The organism is Klebsiella planticola (genome assembly GCF_000783935.2).
Lineage (GTDB): Bacteria > Pseudomonadota > Gammaproteobacteria > Enterobacterales > Enterobacteriaceae > Klebsiella > Klebsiella planticola.
Genome location: NZ_CP026047.1, coordinates 3418765 through 3440528, shown reverse-complemented (window position 1 = coordinate 3440528; position 21764 = coordinate 3418765). Strand labels below are relative to the sequence as shown.

Sequence of the window (21764 nt, the reverse complement as noted above, 5' to 3'; positions counted from 1 at the left end):
CGCCCGGACGCATCATTCTTAGCGTGCCAGCGGACGGCGGCGTTTAGCCTCATCCATGAAGGTCCAGGCGATAAAGCGACTCTGCTTCTGTCCCTGGGCCATCTCTTTTTTCACCACCTTCACCGCGCCGGCTTCGGTCAGCGCACGATAAAGCGGCGGCAGATTATCGCCGCGCGACACCAGTGAGGTGAACCATTTCACCTGGCGACCAAACTGCTGGCTTTCGCGGATCATCTGCGTAATGAACGCCACTTCACCGCCTTCGCACCACAGCTCCTGCTGTTGGCCGCCGAAGTTCATCACGCTGTCCGCCCCCAGCCCCAGGTTCCGACGCTTACGCTCGCCGCCGGCCTGCGCGCTGGCAGCAGAATCGTGGAATGGCGGGTTGCATAACGTCGCATCAAAACACTCATTTTTATGAATAATGCCGCTAAAGATAGCCCCACTCTCTTTCTGTCGACGCAGGCGAATCTGGCGGCTGAGTCCCGGGTTAGCGTTGATGATCGCCTGGGCGCTGGCGATCGCTTCCGGGCTAATTTCGCTGCCGGTAAAACGCCAGCCGTACTCATGCGCACCAATCAGCGGATAGATTAAGTTTGCGCCGGTGCCGACATCCAGAATGCTGGCATTTTCAGGAATGGTGCCGGTATCCAGCGCCAGCAGGTCGGCCAGGTGGTGAATATAATCCGCTCTTCCCGGTACCGGCGGGCATAAGAAGCCGTCCGGAATATCCCAGTGTTTCACCGCGTAAAAATGCGCCAGCAGCGCCTTATTCAGCGCCTTCACCGCCAGCGGGTTAGCAAAATCGATGGTCTGCTCGCCCACCGGATTAAGGGTGATAAAGCCTTGCAGCTCAGGGTGAGCCTGGCATAGCGCGGGCAAATCATAACGTTGATGATGACGGTTACGCGGGTGTAACCCCGGTTTCTGGGCTTTCATGGCAATCTCCTTTGAACAGCCGCGTAAGATACCCGTTGACGGCGGCGCGGTAAATAAGGGAGTCTGGATATCTCTCATTCGGTTACGGGTGCTCTATGTATTTCTATCAACCTTCACAGGGACATGGCCTGCCGCACGACCCGCTTAACGCGATTATCGGCCCACGCCCGATCGGCTGGATCGCCTCTCTGGACGCCGCAGGTCATCGCAATCTTGCCCCCTATAGCTTCTTTAACTGTTTTAACTATCGGCCGCCGATTATCGGTTTTGCCAGCAGCGGCTGGAAAGACAGTGTACAGAATATTATCGAAACCAAAGAGTTTGTCTGGAATCTGGCCACCCGCCCTTTGGCTGAAGCGATGAACGAAACCTCCGCCAGCATCCCTCGCGACGAAGATGAATTTGCCCGTGCCGGGCTGACTCCCGCCGCCAGCCGGATGGTCGCCGCCCCGCGGGTCGCGGAAAGCCCGGTGAACTTCGAATGTCGGCTCTCCCAGTGTATTCGCCTGACCCGTGCCGATGGCGAGCCTGTCGATAGCTGGCTGGTGCTGGGTGAAGTGGTCGCAGTCCATATCGATGAGTCGTTACTGGAAAATGGCGTCTATCAGACCGCTAAGGCCAGGCCGATTCTCCGCGCCGGTGGGCCGAGCGCCTATTACACTATCGATGAAAATCTGCGTTTCGACCTGATCCGCCCGGACGCTCGCTAAGCCGTTTGTTCTTCTGCCCGGCCCACGGCGCGCGCCTGGTCGGGCCGCCGTTTATTCAAAAAAGATGTTGTTTGTCTTCAGTTTTTTACCCTGTCTATCCTGCCGTAAAGGCCTAAACTTAAAGTATGTCCCATGCGGTTAATGAGGATATGCTCATGAAAAGAACGCTGCTGTTACTCACCGCAATCACGATTGCCGCCACCTCTTTTATTGCCCAGGCCGGGATCTCACCTCCGCCGTCTATCGCCGAGAGCGGTCCGCTACGCCCGGCAGGCACCGTCTCCGCCTCCGGCGCCAGCAATCTGGATGATCTGCAGGCGAAACTGGCGGAAAAAGCCCACCAAAAAGGGGCGATAGCCTGGCGAATCAACTCCGCCAGCAGCGCGAATAAAATGTCCGGTACCGCCATTATCTATAAATAATCCACCGCTCTGCACGGGTCGGAACCCATCAGGGTCCCGCCCCGATGGCCCGACGGCTGCCGTTTATGTAGAAAAAATGCAGTTCACGTAAAGAAATGTATTTATTTTTTTATCAACGAGTGATAAAAATTTGCCGTCATTTGATAATAGTTATCAAAATCATTATCAAACGCATTGCTATTTTAACAAATCACCTGCAGCGGTCGGGGCCCGGCATCGCTGTGCCTGCGGTTGTGATGGCTTTAATTAAAACTATAAGTTGCTTATTGAAATGGACAAAAAACAAAATTTACCGTTCAGCAGTTTTAGCTCGCTGACGATCTTTACCGGCATGTGTCTGAGTCTGTCGCCGACAGGCCTGGCTCTGGCCGCAGACGGCACTGAACAAAATGGCGGTGAAACGCTGGTGGTGGAAGCGCAGGCTCCCTCTCTGTATGCCCCTACGCAATCTGCCGACCCCAAATTTTCCCGCCCGATTGCCGATACCACCCGTACGGTCACCGTGGTCTCCGAGCAGGTGATGAAAGATCAGGGCGTGACTAATTTGACCGATGCGTTGAAAAACGTTCCCGGCGTCGGAGCCTTCTATGCCGGGGAAAACGGCAGCTCGTCGACCGGCGACACCATTTATATGCGTGGAGCCGATACCTCTAACAGCATCTATGTCGATGGTGTCCGCGATATCGGCAGCGTGACCCGCGATACCTTTAACACCGAACAAGTGGAAGTGATTAAAGGCCCGTCGGGTTCTGACTACGGCCGTAGCGCTCCAACCGGCTCAATCAATATGATCAGCAAACAGCCGCGTCTGGACTCCGGTATCGATGCCTCCGTCAGCGCTGGCAGCGCCTGGTTCCGTCGCGGTACGCTCGATATCAATGAAGCCATCGGCGAAACCAGCGCCGTGCGTCTGAACCTGATGGGCGAAAAAACCCATGATGCCGGCCGCGATAACGTCAAAAATGAGCGTTACGGTATCGCGCCATCGGCCGCGTTTGGTCTCGGTACTGAGAACCGTCTGTACCTGAACTATCTGCATGTGACCCAGCACAACACGCCGGACGGAGGTATCCCGACCATTGGTCTGCCGGGGTACTCCGCGCCAACTCCTGGCACCGCGGCGCTCAATCACTCGGGTAAGGTCGCCACCAGCAACTTCTACGGGACGGATTCCGACTACGACGACTCCACCACCGATACGGTGACCATGCGCTTCGAGCACGACCTGAGCGATAACACCACCCTTCGCAACACCACCCGCTGGTCGCGCGTGAAACAGGATTATCTGCTAACCGCAGTGATGGGCGGCGCAACCAACATCACCCAGCCGGACCCGAACGATGTCGGCACCTGGACCTGGTCGCGTCTGGCGAACACCAAAGACGTCAGTAATAAAATTCTGACCAACCAGACCAACCTGACCTCAAAATTCTATACCGGTTCGATCGGGCATGACATCAGCACCGGTTTCGAGCTGACCCGGGAAACGCAGACCAACTACGGCGTTTATCCCATTACGCCTCCGGCGGTCAATATTTACCATCCCAATAGCAACATCTCTATTGGCGGTCTGGACCGCAGCGGCGCCAACGCCAACGGGCAGACGGATACCTTCGGCGTTTATGCCTTCGATACTCTGCAGATTACCCATGATTTCGAGCTGAACGGCGGCATCCGTCTGGATAACTACCAGACAAAATATGACAGCGCCAGCCTGTGCGGCGGCACCGGCCGCGGTGCGGTTGCCTGCCCGGACGGCGTGGTGAAAAACAGTCCGGTCACCACGGTTGATACCTCCACCAGCGGCAATCTGGTGAACTGGAAAGCCGGTGCACTGTACCACCTGACCGAAAGCGGCAACGTTTACGTCAACTATGCGATCTCCCAGCAGCCTCCGGGCGGCAATAACTTTGCCCTGGCCCAAAGCGGTACCGGGAATAGCGCCAACCGTACCGATTTTAAACCGCAGAAAGCGAAGACCAGCGAAGTCGGTACCAAGTGGGAGCTGATGGATAAACGTCTGCTGCTGACGGCTGCGCTTTTCCGTACCGATATTGAGAACGAAGTCGAGCAAAACGACGACGGCACCTATTCGCAGTACGGTAAAAAACGCGTTGAAGGTTATGAGCTGTCTCTGGCCGGTAATATCACCCCGGACTGGCAGGTCATCGGCGGATATACCCAGCAGCACGCCAGCGTCCGTGAAGGCAGCAACATCGCCCAGGACGGCACCAGCGCGCTGCCGTACACGCCGGAACACGCCTTTACCCTCTGGAGCCAGTACCAGGCAACCGATGCTATCGCCCTTGGCGCAGGCGCTCGCTATATCGGCAGCATGCATCGCGGCAGCGATGGCGCCGTCGGTACGCCGTCCTCCACCGAAGGCTACTGGGTGGCTGATGCGAAAGTGGGCTATCGTATCAACCGTAACGTCGATCTGCAGCTGAACGTCTATAACCTGTTCGATACCCATTATGTCGCCTCAATCAACAAGAGCGGCTACCGTTATCATCCAGGCGAACCGCGTACTTTCCTGCTGACTGCCAACGTGCATTTCTAATCCACGGCGGGGCGGCAACGCCCCGTTTTTTGAGGAGAAACAACGATGATGTACCATATCCCCGCCGTTCTCAGCCCGCAGGAAGTTGACGATTTTCGCGCGCAGCTGCAGCAGGCCGACTGGGTTGACGGGCGAGCCACCACCGGCGATCAGGGCGCGCTGGTGAAAAAAAATCAGCAGGTCGATACCCGCAGTCCACTGTACGGCGAACTGCAGAACAGAGTCCTCGCGGCGCTCAACCGCAGTTCACTGTTCTTCGCCGCCGCACTGCCTAAAACCCTCTCCAGCCCGCTGTTTAACCGCTATCAGCAGAGTGAGACCTACGGTTTTCACGTTGACGGCGCGGTGCGCAGTCAGGCCCAGGGCGGCTGGATGCGTACCGACCTTTCTGCCACCCTGTTCCTCAGCGCGCCTGAGAGTTATGAAGGCGGTGAGCTGGTGGTAAACGACACCTATGGTCAGCATACGGTCAAGCTGCCGGCGGGCGACCTGGTACTCTACCCGTCAAGCAGCCTGCACTGCGTGACGCCGGTGACCCAGGGCGTACGCGTGGCTTCTTTCCTGTGGGTCCAGTCGATGATCCGCGATGACAAACGCCGCAGCATGCTGTTCGAGCTGGATCGGAATATTCAGACTCTGAAGAGCCGCCACGGCGAGAGTGACGAGGTGCTATCGCTACTTAATCTGTACCATAACCTGCTGCGGGACTGGTCGGAAATCTGAGCCCTTGCCAGACTCATTTTTGCCCCCATCTTCACTCTACCCGGCATACTCAAGTTGCCTGCACGTTGGCTTCGTGACTCGACTCCCCAATAAGCCTCACCCATACGAGCCGCCGCAGAGCAGCGTTCAAATCTGTTCCGGACAGATTGGCCGCTCACCCCAGCCATTTAGCAAAGTAAGCGCCCGGAGGGCTCGGCGGCGTCGCCTTTCTGCAACTCGCATAAGTCAGGGTATATAATGACAGTAACAACAGTGAGGAGGTGCATCATGGCATCAGGTTGGGCAAATGATGGCGCAGTTCAGGATCAGATCGACAGCACCGTTGACGATGCGGTCGCACGGGCGAGAAACGCCCTCCCCAGCGGAGAGAGCCACAAATTTTGTGATGAATGCGGAGAGCCGATTCCCGAGGCCCGAAGAAAGGCGATCCCGGGGGTCAGATACTGCGTGAAGTGCCAACAGGAGAAAGATTTACATAACAATACATTTTCAGGATATAATCGCCGTGGCTCCAAGGACAGCCAGCTACGCTGACCTTCCTTTACCGTTCATTACCACAGAAAGCATTATCTTTTCGCGCACGTTTTTCGGCCAAAAAAGTGGCAAAATGTGCCCTGAATACGTTCTGTACCCCGCTGGAGTCTCTCCGGCCATCCCACCACGAAATAATTTATTAATATTCAATAAATTAATAATCATTCAAAAAAATCGATGAAGACTGTTAATTTCCTTCGATTTTATCTCTCGCAAAAAAGCGTGATACTTATCACATCGACGGAACATCGTCCTCTTAACAAAATAACCTGCGAGAGATTAACTATGAAAACCATTAAATATGCTGCCGCTGCTATTGCCCTTACTACTCTGTCCTTTGGCGCTTTCGCCGCTCAGCCGGTTAGCCCGTCTCAGGCTGAAAGCATGAACAAAATTGGCGTGGTCTCTGCTGAAGGCGCAACGACTCTGGATGGTCTGGAAGCCAAACTGGCTGAAAAAGCGCAAGCCGCTGGTGCGACTGGTTACAGCATCACCTCCGCCAACACCAACAACAAAATTAGCGGTACCGCGGTTATCTATAAATAACCGCTGCACGACCTGTATTAACCCTGAACGACCCTTTAATACCCTTGTTTTGCCCGTCCGTGCCACCGGACGGGCTTTTTTTTTATACGTCACTGTCTGACGTGAGCTTTTTTCAGGGGAAACGGGTGGCTACCAGTGTTCAGCAACCCGGCTTAGCCCCTGCTCCAGGGTCGCAACCTCACCGGTCGCCACCAGGCAGCAGGCCAGCTGAATTCTCAGCGAGGTCGGCAGCGGTTCACTCCCCGCTACGCAGCGCTCAATCCAGCGGGCGGTGACCTGAGGATCTTTTGACTCCGGCAGTACAACCCCCTCCTCCGGCAACTCGCTCTGGCGTTCATGCACTACCCGCGTCCCTGAAGCGTCAATCAGGCTAATTTGCGGGCATCGCTGCGGATTGGCATACACTTCACCTTCCGTCCCGTGCATTAACAGCGCACGTCCGCCGATCTCGACAAAGAATTTTGCAACCTTGCCCACATATTCCGGGTGAGAAACGCTCGATAAACGTAGCGCCGCATCTTCAGCAAATGGCGTCGCCAGCTTTGCCAGTGTATGTGCGCTGTTGCGTACGCCCATACGCCAGCGCAGGGCAAGCTGTTTTTCCAGCGGCGGACAGAGTACGCCAACCGGAATATACACCGGCTCGTGGCCGTCGAGCCGCGCCTGAGCCTGGCCCGCATGTCGGGTGGCGGGGATCCCCATCAGCTCAAAAATCGTTTCCGTCAGCACCCGGGTCGGATCGTGACTGACACCATGCACCACCACCGGAAAACCGAGCTTATGCAGCAAAACGGCCAGCAGAGGGGTCAAATTAGCCTGCTTACGCGCGCCGTTATAGCTGGGGATCACAATCGGCATTGGTCTGGCGACAGGCGGCGTCAGACGCAGAGTCTTCTGCTGCATGGCTTCATAGAAACCTTTCATTTCCGCTTCGCCTTCGCCCTTAATACGCAGGGCAATTAAAATCCCGCCCAGCTCCAGCTCAGCCACCTCGCCGTCAAGCATCCGCGAGTAAAGCGCGCGGGCAGTATCCACATCCAGGTCACGCGCGTGATTTTTCCCGCGCCCGACTTCTTTAATGATCTTGCTGTAGTCCATCGAAGACTCCTGTTAGCTGCTCACATCGTCGACATTACACCGTTAACGCCGTTTACGACGCGCCTGTTTTACTTTCGTTTTGACGATAACCTCAGGAACGGCAGGCTGTTCTATTGGAAAAACGGGCAATGCATTCAGTAGACGCTTACCATAATTTTTGGTCAACAAACGCTTATCATAAATCACCACTTCGCCCCAGCAGCTGTGGCTGCGAATCAGGCGTCCGACCTGCTGAATCAGGTTAAAGGAGGCGCTTGGCAGGCTCTGCACTTCAAACGGATAGCGATTCAGGCTCTTGAGCCATTCGCCTTCGGTAATCACCACCGGACTGTCGATTGGCGGGAAGGCGATTTTATGAATATGTACCTGGCTGAGCAGCTCACCTTTGAGATCCAGCCCTTCGGCAAAGGATTGTAGCCCCACCAGTACGCTACGCTCCCCTCCTTCGACGCGCTTGCGGTGCAGTTCCACCAGCCGGTAACGCGGCTTATCGCCCTGTACCAGCAATAGCAGTCGCAGATCGGGAACATGTTCCAGGAAACGCTGCATCGCCCGCCCGCTGGCGAACAGCACCAGCATCCCGAGGTGCTTTTTACTTTCAACCTGCTCGCGGAAATAAGCCGCCATTTCAGCAATATGCTGCTCTTCGTTATCGATTAGCGGTTCATAGTGCATCTGCGGAATAACGATTTTGCCCTGCTCAACATGGTTAAAGGGGGAATCCAGCGCCACGAAACGATCGCCGGCCTTTTCTTTCAACCCGCTCATCTCCTGCAGGCGTGAAAAGCTGTTCAATGATCGCAGGGTGGCGGAGGTGACGACAATATGCGGCACGCTGCGCCACAGCAGCCTTTCCAGCTGGTCGCTGACGCGAATGCCGACGCAGTGAAACCAGATGTGCGTTTGACCGTCGCGCATATCGCGCGTCACCCATTTGGTGACCGGCGCGCCGGATGACTGCGCCAGCGACGCCAGCCGCCACAGCTTGCTCTGGCTTTCAAACATCCCCAGCGCACGGTTCATTTGCAGCAGAACCCGATGCAGACGTACCACGTCGTGGCTACCGGTTTTTTCCCCGAGGTCGTTAAGAAAGAGCTCCGCCAGCCCGCGCAGCATCTCGGTCAGTTTCGCCAGACGCTGGCAGATATCCATCACCTCCTGCGGCAACTCGCCCATCGGGAAACGATGCTCGGCTTCCTGGCCGGCCGGCATATAGAGATTAAGGATAGCGTTCAGCGAGGCGATCAGCTCATACAGCTCCTCACAGTGGCCACTCAGGCGCTCGGGATTGGCCAGCGGCGGCGTGGTTTTCGGCCGAAACTGCTCCATACAGGTCGCCACCAGCTTACTGAACAGATCCAGCTGTAGCCGGTACCATGGGGCGGTCATTTCCGCGCTCATTTCCAGCGCATCGCGCGCCACGTCCGGCAGATGATGGCCTTCATCGAGCACCAGCAGCAGGTTTTTCGGCTCGGGCAACACGGCTTCGCTCTCCATCGCCGCCATCACCAGCGCATGGTTCGCCACCACCACTTCCGCCTCCTGAATTTCTCGCCGGGCAACGAAGAACGGACATTCGCGATAGTAGTGGCAGTTGCGGTTGAGGCAGCTGGCTTTGTCGGTGCTCAGGCGACTCCAGAGCGCATCATCGACAGGTTTATCGGTGTGATCGCGCAGACCGTCCCAGCGGTAGCTGTCGAGGTCGGTTTTCAGCGTCGCGCACAGCTTCTGTTCAGCCTGATTATTCGGCGTGAGATCGTCATCGAGAAACGCCAGCAGATCCTGCTGCGTCGGTTCGGTGCTGGCCAGCGCCGTAAGGTTGCGTGGGCAAACGTAGCGCCCGCGGCCAAACGCGGCGGTAAAACGCAGATCGGGAATAATTTTGCGCAGCAACGGCAGATCCTTGCTGTAGATCTGATCCTGTAGCGCAACGTTGGCGGTGCTCACCACCAGGGTTTTCTGCTGCTCACGGGCGATAGCGATTCCGGGAATCAGGTATGACAGCGTCTTCCCGACGCCGGTGGGCGCCTCAATGGCCAGGTGTCGGCCTTCTTCCCCGGCAAGCGTTTTTGCCACATCGGCAATCATCTGCCGCTGTGGCGGACGGGGAATGAAATCCGGAATCTGTTCCTGAAGCGCCTTATACCAGGCGGCGATTTGCGCTTTTAGCGCAGCGGTCAAAGCCATGAGAAAACCTGAATACTGTATAAACAGCCACTATTGTGACACTTTTTGCCTGGCAGGAGGAATTACTTTCTGAGCAATGTGGAATGATGCTCGGGATTTATCAATGTACCGGCCGGGAATCACAGGGCACGCGAGGGAGGAACCCGGAGACAGCACGCTTGCTGCTTCCGGGTATCGTTGCGTCATCCGGGCAAAACGTCTTGCCCGGATGACGCATATATGGCGGGACGCGGTTACTCAGCGGCCGCAGGTTTACGCGGACGACGGCGGCGCTGTTGCTCGCCGGCCGGTTTCGCCTCGCCGATACGGCGTGAAGGCTTTGCCCCGGCTTTCGGCGCTTCGCCGTCGTTACGCCGCGGCGCCGACTGCTGGCTGCGCCCCTGCCCCTGGGCGTTACGTCCTTGTCCCTGACCGCTGCGGCCCTGGCTCTGGCCGCGACCGCCGCCACCGCTACGCTGCTGACGACCGTTTTGAATCGGCTCCGCTCTGATAGACGGATCCGGCGCATAGCCATCGACGGCGATGCGTGGAATCTCTTTTTTCAGCAGACGTTCGATATCATGCAGCAGTTTATGCTCGTCCACGCAGACCAGCGACAGCGCTTCACCGGTGGCGGCTGCGCGACCGGTACGGCCGATCCGGTGAACGTAATCTTCCGGTACGTTAGGCAGCTCGTAGTTGACGACGTGCGGCAGTTCTTCGATATCCAGACCACGCGCGGCGATATCCGTCGCCACCAGCACGCGAATACCGCCGGATTTAAAGTCGGCTAATGCCCGGGTACGCGCCCCCTGGCTCTTGTTGCCATGGATAGCCGCGCTGCGGATGCCGTCTTTATTCAGCTGCTCGGCCAGGTGGTTGGCGCCATGTTTGGTGCGGGTAAAGACCAGCACCTGCTGCCAGTTACCTTCACCGATCATCTGCGACAGCAGTTCCCGCTTACGTTTCTTATCAACGAAATGGACGTGTTGCGTCACCTGCTCGGAAGCGGTATTGCGGCGAGCCACTTCGATTTCCAGCGGGTTATGCAGCAGCTTTTCCGCCAGCGCTTTAATGTCGTCGGAGAAGGTCGCGGAGAACAGCAGGTTCTGGCGCTTCGCCGGAAGCTTCGCCAGCACGCGGCGAATATCATGAATAAAGCCCATATCCAGCATGCGGTCGGCTTCATCAAGCACCAGGATTTCAACCTTGTCCAGGCTGACGGCATTCTGATGTTCAAGATCCAGCAGGCGCCCAGGGGTGGCCACCAGAACATCGACGCCGCTGCGCAGCTTCATCATCTGCGGGTTAATGCTCACCCCGCCGAAGACCACCAGCGAGCGAATATTCAGGTATTTGCTGTAATCGCGAACGTTTTCGCCGATTTGTGCCGCCAGTTCACGCGTTGGCGTGAGTATCAGCGCGCGCACCGGACGACGGCCTTTAGCATGCGGCTCTTTCTGAATCAGATGCTGCAGGAGCGGCAGGGTAAAGCCTGCCGTTTTGCCGGTGCCGGTCTGGGCGCTGGCCATCAGATCGCGTCCCTGCAACACCGCAGGGATAGCCTGCTGCTGAATTGGGGTTGGCTCAAGGTAACCCTGCTCGGCGACAGCGCGCAGGATATCAGGGTTCAGGCCAAGGGAATCAAAAGACATAACAACTCCAAACCACCCCGGCCCGTGACAGGCGTAGTTTTCGGGGAGATTATTGCGAATAGAGATGGCAAAAACCACAATGCCATGAAGTGGCGCAGTCTAGCAGATTTTGTGACGCAGCGCATAAATATCCCCTCAGGGCCGCTGCGCCGGCTAATCCTCGTCACGCGCCGCTTGCAAAGAGTGATGCGAAATACGCAAAAGAGAGTATCCACTATTCTGGACAGTGACGCGAATTGGTCATACTCTTAATCAATCGATTGATTAATTTTTATCGTGCGATGACGACGACTCCTGTGACAACCAAAGGCGAACAAGCCAAAAGCCAGCTCATTGCCGCAGCCATCGCCCAGTTCGGCGAATACGGCCTGCACGCCACCACCCGCGATATTGCCGCGCAGGCCGGGCAAAATATCGCGGCGATCCCCTACTATTTTGGTTCCAAGGACGATCTCTATCTCGCTTGCGCCCAGTGGATTGCCGATTTTATCAGCCATAATTTTCGTCCGCATGCCGAAGCGGCGGAAACGCTGCTGGCGACAGCTTCGCCGGATAAGGCGGCGATTCGGGTTCTGATTCTGCGCGCCTGTCAGAATATGATTTTGCTGCTGACCCAGGATGACACGGTCAATTTGAGCAAATTCATCTCCCGCGAGCAGCTTTCTCCTACCCCGGCCTACCAACTCATCCACGGGCAGGTGATTGCGCCGCTCCATCGCTACCTGACCCGCTTAATCGGCGCCTTTACCGGCCTCGATGCCGATGACACGGCAATGATTCTGCACACCCACGCGCTGCTGGGAGAGATTCTGGCCTTCCGCCTTGGGCGGGAAACCATTTTGCTGCGCACCGGATGGACGCAGTTCGACGAAGAAAAAACTGAGCAAATTTACCAGGTTATCGCCTGCCATATTGATTTCGTTCTGCAAGGGTTATTGCAAAGGAGCCAGGGATCATGAAAAAACCCGTCATCATCGTTTTGTTCATACTGCTGCTGATTGCCGCATTCGGCGGCGGCTGGTGGTGGTATCAAAGCAGCCAGCAAAGGGAGTTGACTCTGTATGGCAACGTCGATATTCGTACCGTGAACATGAGCTTCCGCGTCGGCGGACGACTGGCATCGCTGAACGTTGATGAGGGCGATAAGATTCAGGCCGGGCAAATACTCGGCCAGCTGGATCGCGCCCCGTATGAGAACGCCTTACAGCAGGCTCAGGCGAATGTCTCCACCGCTCAGGCGCAGTATGATCTGATGATGGCTGGCTACCGGGCAGAAGAGATAGCCCAGGCCGCCGCCGCCGTCAAACAGGCGCAGGCCGCGTACGATTACGCGCAGAACTTTTACCAGCGCCAGCTGGGGCTGCGTCAGAACAGCGCCATCTCGGTGAACGATTTGGAAAACGCGCGCTCCTCCCGCGACCAGGCTCAGGCGACGCTAAAGTCCGCGCAGGACAAGCTGCGCCAGTATCGCGCCGGCAACCGGCCGCAGGAAATCGCCCAGGCCAAAGCCAGCCTTGAACAGGCGCAGGCGGCCCTGGCGCAGGCTAAACTCGACCTGCACGATACCACGCTTATCGCCCCTTCCGACGGCACGCTGATGACCCGCGCCGTCGAACCGGGTAGCATGCTCAGCGCCGGCGGCACGGTCATGACGCTGTCGCTGACTCACCCGGTATGGGTCCGGGCCTACATTGATGAAAAAAATCTCGGCCAGGCGGTGCCCGGACGAGAAGTGCTGCTCTATACCGATAGTCGCCCGAATCAGCCCTGGCACGGCAAGATTGGCTTTGTGTCGCCAGTCGCCGAATTTACGCCGAAGACCGTTGAGACGCCAGATTTACGTACTGACCTCGTCTATCGCCTGCGTATTGTCGTCACCGATGCGGATGATTCGCTGCGCCAGGGAATGCCGGTGACCGTCACCTTCAGCAGCGGGAACGGACATGAGTGAGGACGTTATCACGCTCAGCGGGCTAACCCGCCGCTTCGCCGGCATGGATCGGCCCGCCGTTGCGCCGCTCAACTGCACTATCCGCGCCGGCTATGTTACTGGTCTGGTCGGCCCTGACGGCGCCGGGAAAACCACCTTGATGCGCATGCTCGCCGGGCTACTGAAGGCCGATGACGGCACCGCCAGGGTGATCGGTTTCGACCCGATTGCCGACGATAGCGCGCTGCACGCGGTGCTCGGCTATATGCCGCAAAAATTCGGCCTGTACGAAGACCTGACGGTCATGGAAAACCTCTCGCTGTATGCCGACCTGCGCAGCGTTACCGGCGAAACGCGCAGGAACACCTTCGCTCGCCTGCTGGAATTTACCTCCCTCGGCCCCTTTACCGATCGCCTGGCGGGGAAACTTTCCGGCGGGATGAAGCAGAAACTGGGGCTCGCCTGCACCCTGGTGGGTGAGCCAAAAGTCCTGCTGCTTGATGAGCCAGGGGTCGGGGTTGACCCTATCTCCCGCCGTGAACTGTGGCAAATGGTGCACGAACTGGCCGGTGACGGGATGCTGATCCTCTGGAGCACCTCCTACCTTGATGAAGCAGAACAGTGCCGCGACGTCCTGCTGATGAATGAAGGCCAGCTGCTTTATCAGGGCGAGCCGAAAGCGTTGACCCAAACCATGGCCGGTCGCAGTTTCCTCGTCTCCAGCCGCGAGGAAAATAACCGTCGCCTCCTGCAACGAGCGCTGAAGCTGCCGCAGATCAGCGATGGCGTCATTCAGGGGAAATCGGTACGCCTGATCCTGAAAAAAGAGGCCACCGTTGAAGAGGTGCAGCGCAACGCTAGCATGCCGACGCTGGAGATTGCCGAAACCGCACCGCGCTTTGAAGATGCATTCATCGATCTGCTGGGCGGCGCCGCGACCGCGGAATCGCCGCTGGGCGAAATTATCCATCGCGTAGAGGGCACGGCCGATGAGACGGTGATTGAAGCGCAGAGCCTGACCAAAAAATTCGGCGACTTCGCCGCTACCGACCACGTAGATTTTCGCGTCAAACGTGGGGAGATTTTCGGCCTGCTTGGCCCCAACGGCGCCGGCAAATCCACGACCTTTAAAATGATGTGCGGCCTGCTGGTGCCGACCTCCGGTAAGGCGCTGGTTCTGGGAATGGACCTGAAAGTCAGTTCCGGGAAAGCGCGCCAGCATCTCGGCTACATGGCGCAGAAGTTTTCGCTGTACGGTAACCTGACCGTTGAGCAAAACCTGCGCTTCTTCTCGGGCGTTTATGGCCTGCGTGGTCGGGTCCAGAACGAGAAAATCGCCCGGATGAGCGACGCTTTTGGTCTGAAAAGCATCGCCAGCCATGCGGCCGATGAGCTACCGCTAGGGTATAAGCAGCGTCTGGCGCTGGCCTGCTCGCTGATGCATGAACCCGATATTCTGTTTCTCGATGAGCCGACGTCAGGCGTCGACCCCATTACCCGCCGCGAGTTCTGGCTGCATATTAATAGCATGGTGGATAAAGGGGTGACGGTGATGGTGACGACCCACTTTATGGATGAAGCCGAATATTGCGATCGTATTGGTCTGGTGTATCACGGCAAGCTGATCGCCAGCGGCACGCCGGATGCGCTAAAAGCGCTGGCGGCAAATGATCAACAGCCCGATCCCACGATGGAGCAGGCCTTTATCACCCTGATCCACGACTGGGATAAGGAGAATGCCGGTGAGCGCTAAAATCCTCTCATGGCGACGCGTGCGCGCCCTGTGCGTCAAAGAGACGCGGCAGATCGTCCGTGACCCCAGCAGCTGGCTGATTGCGGTGGTCATTCCGCTGCTGCTGCTGTTTATCTTCGGCTACGGGATCAATCTCGACTCCAGCAAGCTCAAAGTCGGCGTACTGCTGGAGCAACAAAGCGAAGAGGCGCTGGATTTCGTCCACGCCATGACCGGCTCACCCTATATTGACGCCACGGTCAGCGACAATCGCCAGCAGCTGATTGAGATGATGCAGGCCGGGCGCATTCGTGGGCTGGTGGTCATCCCGGTAGACTTCGATCAGAAGATGGCGCGCCCCGGCGATAATGCTCCCATCCAGCTGATTACCGACGGCAGCGAACCCAATACCGCCAACTTTGCCCAGGGCTACGTGGAGGGCATCTGGCAAATCTGGCAGCAGCAGCGCGCGGAAGATCGCGGGGAAACCTTCGAACCGCTGATTGATGTACAGATGCGCTACTGGTTTAACCCCGCGGCCATCAGCCAGCACTTTATTATTCCCGGCGCCATTACCATCATTATGACGGTGGTCGGCGCGATTCTGACCTCGCTGGTGGTGGCCCGCGAATGGGAGCGCGGGACCATGGAGGCGCTGCTGTCGACGGAAATCACCCGCGCGGAGCTGCTGCTGTGTAAGCTGATTCCCTACTATTTCCTCGGCATGCTGGCGATGCTGCTGTGCATGCTGGTGGCGGTGTTCATCCTCGGCGTGCCGTTTCGCGGTTCGCTGGTGATTCTGTTCTTGATAACCAGCCTGTTTTTGCTCAGCACCCTCGGGATGGGGCTGCTCATTTCGACCATCACCCGCAATCAGTTTAACGCCGCGCAGGTCGCTCTGAACGCCGCCTTTCTGCCCTCAATTATGCTCTCCGGGTTTATTTTCCAGATTGACAGTATGCCGGCGGTGATCCGTGCGGTGACCTACATCATCCCGGCGCGCTATTTCGTCAGCACGCTGCAAAGCCTGTTTCTCGCCGGTAATATTCCGCTGGTGCTGCTGGTGAACACGCTGTTTTTAATCGCCTCGGCGGTGATGTTTATCGGCCTGACCTGGCTGAAAACCAAACGGCGTCTGGATTAATTCCCCTGCGCGCTTTCCCCGGGTTGCGGCGTGAACGCCTTGCCCGGGCTACCAGGGCGCAGTTTCGGTAATGATGTTGGTCGGGTAAGCGCAGCGCCACCCGACATGAGGAAAGTACTATGTTTCATCGCTTATGGACCTTGATTCGTAAAGAGCTGCAATCGCTGCTGCGCGAACCGCAAACGCGCGCCATTTTGATTATGCCGGTTCTGATTCAGGTGCTGCTGTTTCCCTTCGCCGCAACGCTGGAAGTGACCAACGCCACCATCGCCATCTACAACGAAGACAACGGCCGTCACGCGGTCGAACTGACCCAGCGTTTCGCCCGGGCTAAGGCCTTCACCCATGTGATGCTCCTCAAGAGCCCGCAGGAGATCCGCCCGACGATTGATGAGCAAAAAGCGCTGTTGCTCATCCGCTTCCCGGCGGACTTCTCGCGCAATCTCGACACCAACCAGCCCGCACCGCTCCAGCTCTTACTGGACGGACGCAACTCGAACAGCGCGCAAATCGCCGCCAACTATCTCCAGCAGATCGTCAAAAACTATCAGCAGGAGCTGCTGGAAGGGAAAGCGAAGCCGAACAACAGCGAGCTGATCGTGCGCAACTGGTATAACCCGAATCTCGATTACAAATGGTTTGTGGTCCCGTCGCTGATCGCGATGATCACCACCATCGGGGTGATGATCGTCACGTCTCTCTCGGTGGCCCGCGAGCGGGAGCAAGGCACGCTCGATCAGCTACTGGTTTCGCCGCTGGCCACCTGGCAAATTTTCGTCGGCAAAGCGGTCCCGGCGCTGATTGTCGCCACGCTGCAGGCGAGCATCGTGCTGGCTATCGGCATCTGGGCGTATCAAATCCCCTTCGCCGGTTCGCTGCTGCTGTTTTACTTTACGATGGTCATTTACGGTTTGTCGCTGGTGGGATTCGGTCTGCTGATTTCGTCTTTGTGCTCAACCCAGCAGCAGGCCTTCATCGGCGTTTTCGTCTTTATGATGCCGGCGATCCTGCTCTCCGGCTACGTCTCGCCGGTTGAGAATATGCCGCAGTGGCTGCAGGACGTGACATGGATAAACCCGATTCGTCACTTTACTGACATCACCAAGCAGATTTATTTGAAGGATGCGAGTCTGGAGATTGTTTGGGGAAGTTTGTGGCCGCTACTGGTCATAGCGGCCACGACGGGTTCAGCGGCGTATGCGATGTTCCGCAGAAAGATCGCCTAATCGCCGCTATCGTTCAAATCTGCTGCCGGCGGATTTGAACGGCCCCGTTCGCACAGCTATCTGTGCTTCTGGGGATTGGCAGCGTTACCGCCTTGCTGCAGCCCGAACGCTCGGTGCTTATCTTTCGCCAGCAAGGAGACCACGGCCGGGCCTGCCAGAATCGCCACCCCGGCGACAGCCAGCAGCAGATTATTGTGCAGCACACGCGACAGCAGCCACAGCACGATAACCGCTACGCCAAAGTACCAGGTGGTGGTGAGTTCCTCAAGGAAGTCACCGACATCGCGCCAGCGTGCTTCGTGGTGACGCTGTAAAAACAGCATCGACAGTAACGTGACGCCGTACAGTACGCACAGCCCTAATCCGACGCGAACCAGCGCGCCACTCATCCAACCCATCACCAGTACTGCCACGACCAGTAGATGCAACATAATCTGCCAGCAACTGAGGCCAGTTGCGACGCGTACACGTTGTTGCCACTTCATGGCTTCTCTCCTGAAGGATCTTTATCTGTAACTCAGAGTACCGCACTTTACGGAAAATTCCGGAACACCGCATCTTTTTGTGACACCTACTACACTATTTCATTCAGGAAAGTGACATTGACCGGGGAAATATGGCTGAGCAAACGTGCAGATTTTCGTTAAACGTGCTGACAATTAACATCCATAAAGGCTTTACGACGTTTAATCGACGCTTCATGTTGCCGGCACTGCGCGACGCCATCCGCAGCGTCAGCGCCGACATCGTCTGTCTGCAGGAGGTTACCGGGGCGCATGAGATTCATTCGCTGCAGATCGAAAACTGGCCGGACCGCAGCCATTATGAGTTTCTTGCCGATACCCTATGGAGCGAATACGCCTACGGACGCAACGCGGTCTACCCCGAAGGCCATCACGGTAATGCCGTGCTATCCCGCTTTCCTATTGAATATAATGAAAATATCGATATCTCCGTTGGCAACAGCGAAAAGCGCGGTCTGCTCTACTGCCGAATCGTTCCGCCGCAAAGCGCGGCGCTACACCTGATTTGTGTGCACCTCGGCCTGAGTGCGCGGCAACGATCGGCCCAGCTGGCAATGCTCGCCAGGCGGGTCAACGACCTGCCCGCCCGGCAGCCGGTGGTGGTGGCCGGCGATTTTAACGACTGGCGCCAGCAGGCTAACCGGGTGCTAAAGTCGCAGGCCGGGCTGGAGGAGATTTTTACCCGCGCCCATGGCCGCCCGGCGAGAACCTTCCCGGCGCGTCTTCCGCTCCTGCGCCTTGACCGGATCTACGTGAAAAATGCCCATGCCAGCCACCCGACGGCGTTGCCACTTCGGCCCTGGCGTCACCTCTCTGATCATGCCCCGCTGAGCGTGGAGATTCATCTATGAAATGCAGCTGGCAGGAAGGAAACCGCATCCAGCTCCTGGAGAACGGCGATAACTACTATCCGGCACTGTTTGCCGCCATCGCCCGCGCGCAGCGAAAAGTGATCCTCGAAACGTTTATCTGGTTTGAAGATGACGTGGGCTGGCAGCTGCACGCCGTGCTGTTAAAAGCCGCACGCCGCGGGATACGGGTCGAAGTACTGCTCGACGGCTACGGTTCTCCCGACCTGAGTGAGCGCTTCGTCAATGAGCTGAGTGCCGCCGGCGTGATTTTTCGCTACTACGATCCGCGCCCGCGCCTGTTCGGCATGCGCACCAATCTGTTCCGCCGCATGCACCGCAAAATCGTGGTGATCGATGAGACGACGGCCTTCGTCGGGGGCATCAATTACTCCGCCGAGCACATGACCGACTACGGCCCGGAGGCAAAGCAGGATTATGCCGTTCAGGTGGAGGGACCGGTGGTGCAGGATATCCTGCAATTTGAGCTGGAAAATCTCCCGGCCAGCGAAGAGACGCGCCGCTGGTGGCTCCGGCGTCGACACCAGCCGGCGATCAACCGCAGCCCCGGAGAAGCGCAGGCGCTGTTTGTCTGGCGGGATAATCAAGAACATCGCGATGATATTGAACGCCATTATCTCAAGATGCTGGCTAACGCCCGCCGGGAAGTGATCATTGCCAACGCCTACTTTTTCCCCGGCTACCGGCTGCTGCATGCGATGCGTAACGCCGCCCGCCGCGGCGTGCGGGTTAAGCTGATCGTGCAGGGCGAGCCGGATATCCCAATCGTTAAAGTCGGCGCCCGCCTGCTGTATCGCTATCTGGTCAACGGGGGCGTACAGATATTTGAGTATCGCCGCCGGCCGCTGCACGGCAAAGTTGCCCTCGCCGACGACCATTGGGCCACCGTCGGCTCGAGCAATCTCGACCCGCTGAGCCTCTCATTAAATCTGGAAGCTAACCTGATTATCCACGATCGTCAGTTTAACCAGACCTTGCGCGATAACCTCAACGGACTGATCGCCGAGGACTGCATGCAAGTGGACAAGTCGATGTTGCCAAAGCGCAGCTGGTGGAATGTGGGTACCAGCGTACTGGCCTTCCACTTTCTGCGCCACTTCCCGGCGTGGATAGGCTGGTTGCCTGCCCACACGCCGCATCTGGCGCGGGTCCGACCGCCGGTGCAGCCAGAAATTGAAACCCAGGATCGGCTGGATGCGACCAATCAGGAGGTAAAACCCTGATGGCAAAATCACACCCTCGCAGGCGGATGGCGAAAAAGATCTTTACCGTCATTTTCTTCCTCGCCGTGATGGCCCTGCTGGTGGTTTATGCGCAAAAAGTAGACTGGCCGGCGGTCTGGAAGGTGATTCGTCACTACGATCGCACCACCCTGCTCGGCGCGGTGGGGCTGACGATAGCGAGCTACCTGATTTATGGCTGCTACGATCTGCTGGGGCGCGCCTGGTGCGGACATAAACTGGCTAAACGGCAGGTGATGCTGGTGTCGTTTATCTGCTACGCCTTTAATCTGACCCTCAGTACCTGGGTCGGCGGTATCGGTATGCGCTACCGCCTCTATTCGCGTCTCGGTTTGAGCGGCGGGACCATTACGCGCATTTTCTCCTTGAGCATCACCACCAACTGGCTGGGCTTTATTCTGCTGGGCGGCGTGATTTTCAGTGCCAATCTGGTGGCGTTACCGGCGCACTGGTATATCAGCCAGGACACGCTGCGGCTCATCGGGGGCGGACTGCTGGCGATGTCCGCAGTTTATCTGTGGGCCTGCGCCTTCGCCCGTCGGCGCCATCTGACGATTAAAGGCCAACGGCTGGTGCTGCCGTCATGGCGGTTCGCTCTGCTGCAGATGGCGCTTTCGGTGGCAAACTGGATGGTGATGGGCGCGATTATCTGGCTGCTGATGGCGCAGCAGGTCGATTATTTCCTCGTACTGGGCGTGCTGCTGGTCAGCAGTATTGCCGGCGTCATTGTGCATATTCCTGCCGGGATCGGCGTGCTGGAAGCCGTTTTTATCGCCATGCTTTCCGCCGAGTCGATTAGCCGCGGGGCGATTATTGCCGCCCTGCTGGCCTGGCGCGCGCTGTATTACTTTTTGCCGCTGCTTATCGCTACCGTCGGCTATCTGCTGCTGGAGAGTCGGGCGAAAACATTACGCGAAAAGAATCAGCGTAAGCTGGCGGACGGATAAGAGAGAGGGCCGGGGATAATCCGCGCTCCCCGGGCCAGGCGCGGCCCGGGGAGCAAAGGCGTTAACGGCGGTTGCCGAAAATACGCAGCAGCATCAGGAACAGGTTGATAAAGTCCAGATACAGCGTCAGCGCGCCGAGAATGGAGTACTTACGCAGCGTGGAGGTGTCTCGCGTATCGATCTGCTCGCCGATGTTTTTCAGTTTCTGCGTGTCATAAGCGGTCAGGCCGACAAACACGATCACCCCGATATAGGTAATCGCCCACATCAGCGCTTCACTCTTCAGCCAGAAGTTGACCAGCGAAGCCAGGACAATACCAATTAAGGCCATAAACAGCATGTTGCCGAAACCGCTGAGATCGCGCTTCGTGGTATAGCCATAGAGGCTCATTATCCCAAACATCCCGCCGCTGACCACAAAGGTGCTGGCAATCGACGAATAGGTATAGACAAGGAAGATACTGGATAGCGTCAGTCCGGTCAGCGCCGAATAGAGCATAAACAGCGTGGTCGCCATCCCTGCGCTCAGGCGCTGCACCATCCCGGAAAGCACGAATACCAGCGCCAGCTGGGCGATAATCAAACCAAAAAAGGTTATTTTGCTGGAAAAGACAAACATCATGACCGCCGGCGTATTGGCGGCAAACCACGCAATGAATGCCGTCAACAGCAGCCCGACCGTCATCCAGCCGTAAACCTGGGCCATATAGGTTTGCAGGCCGCTGCGCGCCTGAATAATGGAATCTGAACGAGGGAATCTGTCCATGACTGTCTCCTGATTAACACGTTTTCTCTTAG

The 21764-nt window shown here is 57.4% G+C and carries 20 protein-coding genes; 14 read left to right on the top strand and 6 right to left on the bottom strand.

The genetic code is table 11. The features are described from left to right. Positions 1 to 18: 18 nt before the first annotated feature. Positions 19 to 939: a 23S rRNA (adenine(1618)-N(6))-methyltransferase RlmF gene (gene rlmF / locus MC50_RS16625; RefSeq protein WP_032688713.1), complete on the bottom strand. Its 921-nt coding sequence runs from the start codon at positions 937 to 939 to the stop codon at positions 19 to 21. 95 nt (positions 940 to 1034) lie between these two features. Here rlmF and MC50_RS16620 point away from each other — a divergent pair, with 95 nt between their 5' ends. From MC50_RS16620 to ybiJ, 6 genes are all read left to right on the top strand, one after another. Continuing rightward, positions 1035 to 1649: a flavin reductase family protein gene (locus MC50_RS16620; RefSeq protein ID WP_032688714.1), complete on the top strand. Its 615-nt coding sequence runs from the start codon at positions 1035 to 1037 to the stop codon at positions 1647 to 1649. 155 nt (positions 1650 to 1804) lie between these two features. Then, complete coding sequence (locus MC50_RS16615) at positions 1805 to 2071, top strand: YdgH/BhsA/McbA family protein (RefSeq protein WP_032688715.1); 267 nt, start codon at positions 1805 to 1807, stop codon at positions 2069 to 2071. Between the two features lie 271 nt (positions 2072 to 2342). Further along, positions 2343 to 4631, top strand: a complete 2289-nt coding sequence (locus tag MC50_RS16610) for a catecholate siderophore receptor Fiu (protein ID WP_047664432.1) — start codon at positions 2343 to 2345, stop codon at positions 4629 to 4631. A 45-nt stretch (positions 4632 to 4676) separates the two neighbouring features. Beyond that, entirely contained in the window at positions 4677 to 5354 is a 678-nt protein-coding gene (gene ybiX, locus MC50_RS16605) for a PKHD-type hydroxylase YbiX (RefSeq protein WP_046852877.1), read from the top strand. A gap of 267 nt (positions 5355 to 5621) precedes the next feature. Then, positions 5622 to 5888, top strand: a complete 267-nt coding sequence (locus MC50_RS16600) for a DksA/TraR family C4-type zinc finger protein (protein WP_004859799.1) — start codon at positions 5622 to 5624, stop codon at positions 5886 to 5888. 285 nt (positions 5889 to 6173) lie between these two features. Then, the gene (gene ybiJ, locus MC50_RS16595) at positions 6174 to 6434 is read left to right on the top strand and encodes a DUF1471 family protein YbiJ (protein ID WP_032688720.1); all 261 of its coding nucleotides are present in this window, start codon (positions 6174 to 6176) and stop codon (positions 6432 to 6434) included. A 129-nt stretch (positions 6435 to 6563) separates the two neighbouring features. On the opposite strand, the gene ybiB is transcribed toward ybiJ, so the two are convergent. From ybiB to rhlE, 3 genes are all read right to left on the bottom strand, one after another. Then, positions 6564 to 7532, bottom strand: a complete 969-nt coding sequence (gene ybiB / locus MC50_RS16590) for a DNA-binding protein YbiB (RefSeq protein WP_047664429.1) — start codon at positions 7530 to 7532, stop codon at positions 6564 to 6566. Between the two features lie 42 nt (positions 7533 to 7574). Continuing rightward, the gene (gene dinG / locus MC50_RS16585) at positions 7575 to 9719 is read right to left on the bottom strand and encodes an ATP-dependent DNA helicase DinG (protein ID WP_032700536.1); all 2145 of its coding nucleotides are present in this window, start codon (positions 9717 to 9719) and stop codon (positions 7575 to 7577) included. A 233-nt stretch (positions 9720 to 9952) separates the two neighbouring features. Next, positions 9953 to 11353 (bottom strand): ATP-dependent RNA helicase RhlE, encoded by a 1401-nt coding sequence (gene rhlE, locus MC50_RS16580; protein WP_032688724.1) that lies wholly within the window; start codon positions 11351 to 11353, stop codon positions 9953 to 9955. A 281-nt stretch (positions 11354 to 11634) separates the two neighbouring features. Between rhlE and cecR the strand changes: the two genes are divergently transcribed. The 5 genes from cecR to MC50_RS16555 all read left to right on the top strand — a co-directional run bounded on the left by cecR (position 11635) and on the right by MC50_RS16555 (position 17385). Further along, entirely contained in the window at positions 11635 to 12312 is a 678-nt protein-coding gene (gene cecR / locus MC50_RS16575; RefSeq protein ID WP_032688725.1) for a transcriptional regulator CecR, read from the top strand. Next, positions 12309 to 13304 (top strand): secretion protein HlyD, encoded by a 996-nt coding sequence (hlyD, locus tag MC50_RS16570; RefSeq protein ID WP_032688726.1) that lies wholly within the window; start codon positions 12309 to 12311, stop codon positions 13302 to 13304. The genes cecR and hlyD overlap by 4 nt, the downstream gene beginning before the upstream one ends. After that, positions 13297 to 15036, top strand: a complete 1740-nt coding sequence (locus tag MC50_RS16565; RefSeq protein ID WP_032697694.1) for an ATP-binding cassette domain-containing protein — start codon at positions 13297 to 13299, stop codon at positions 15034 to 15036. The genes hlyD and MC50_RS16565 overlap by 8 nt, the downstream gene beginning before the upstream one ends. Next, positions 15026 to 16159: an ABC transporter permease gene (locus tag MC50_RS16560; protein ID WP_162180120.1), complete on the top strand. Its 1134-nt coding sequence runs from the start codon at positions 15026 to 15028 to the stop codon at positions 16157 to 16159. Before MC50_RS16565 ends, MC50_RS16560 begins: the two co-directional genes overlap by 11 nt. 119 nt (positions 16160 to 16278) lie before the next feature. Beyond that, a complete protein-coding gene (locus MC50_RS16555; protein WP_004859781.1) occupies positions 16279 to 17385 on the top strand; it encodes an ABC transporter permease in 1107 nt (368 codons plus the stop codon). Positions 17386 to 17441: 56 nt separating this feature from the next. Here MC50_RS16555 and MC50_RS16550 read toward each other — a convergent pair whose 3' ends face one another. Further along, the gene (locus MC50_RS16550) at positions 17442 to 17870 is read right to left on the bottom strand and encodes a YbhQ family protein (protein WP_032688730.1); all 429 of its coding nucleotides are present in this window, start codon (positions 17868 to 17870) and stop codon (positions 17442 to 17444) included. Between the two features lie 131 nt (positions 17871 to 18001). Here MC50_RS16550 and MC50_RS16545 point away from each other — a divergent pair, with 131 nt between their 5' ends. From MC50_RS16545 to MC50_RS16535, 3 genes are read left to right on the top strand one after another with little or no spacing between them, the layout of a single operon-like run. Next, the gene (locus MC50_RS16545) at positions 18002 to 18760 is read left to right on the top strand and encodes an endonuclease/exonuclease/phosphatase family protein (RefSeq protein ID WP_032688731.1); all 759 of its coding nucleotides are present in this window, start codon (positions 18002 to 18004) and stop codon (positions 18758 to 18760) included. Beyond that, the gene (gene clsB, locus MC50_RS16540; protein ID WP_032688732.1) at positions 18757 to 20001 is read left to right on the top strand and encodes a cardiolipin synthase ClsB; all 1245 of its coding nucleotides are present in this window, start codon (positions 18757 to 18759) and stop codon (positions 19999 to 20001) included. Before MC50_RS16545 ends, clsB begins: the two co-directional genes overlap by 4 nt. Beyond that, on the top strand, positions 20001 to 20966 hold the full coding sequence (locus MC50_RS16535) for a lysylphosphatidylglycerol synthase domain-containing protein (RefSeq protein ID WP_047664427.1): 966 nt from the start codon (positions 20001 to 20003) through the stop codon (positions 20964 to 20966). The genes clsB and MC50_RS16535 overlap by 1 nt, the downstream gene beginning before the upstream one ends. A gap of 61 nt (positions 20967 to 21027) precedes the next feature. Here the strand turns inward: MC50_RS16535 and MC50_RS16530 are convergent, their stop codons facing one another. After that, entirely contained in the window at positions 21028 to 21732 is a 705-nt protein-coding gene (locus MC50_RS16530) for a Bax inhibitor-1/YccA family protein (protein WP_004859776.1), read from the bottom strand. Positions 21733 to 21764: the final 32 nt, after the last annotated feature.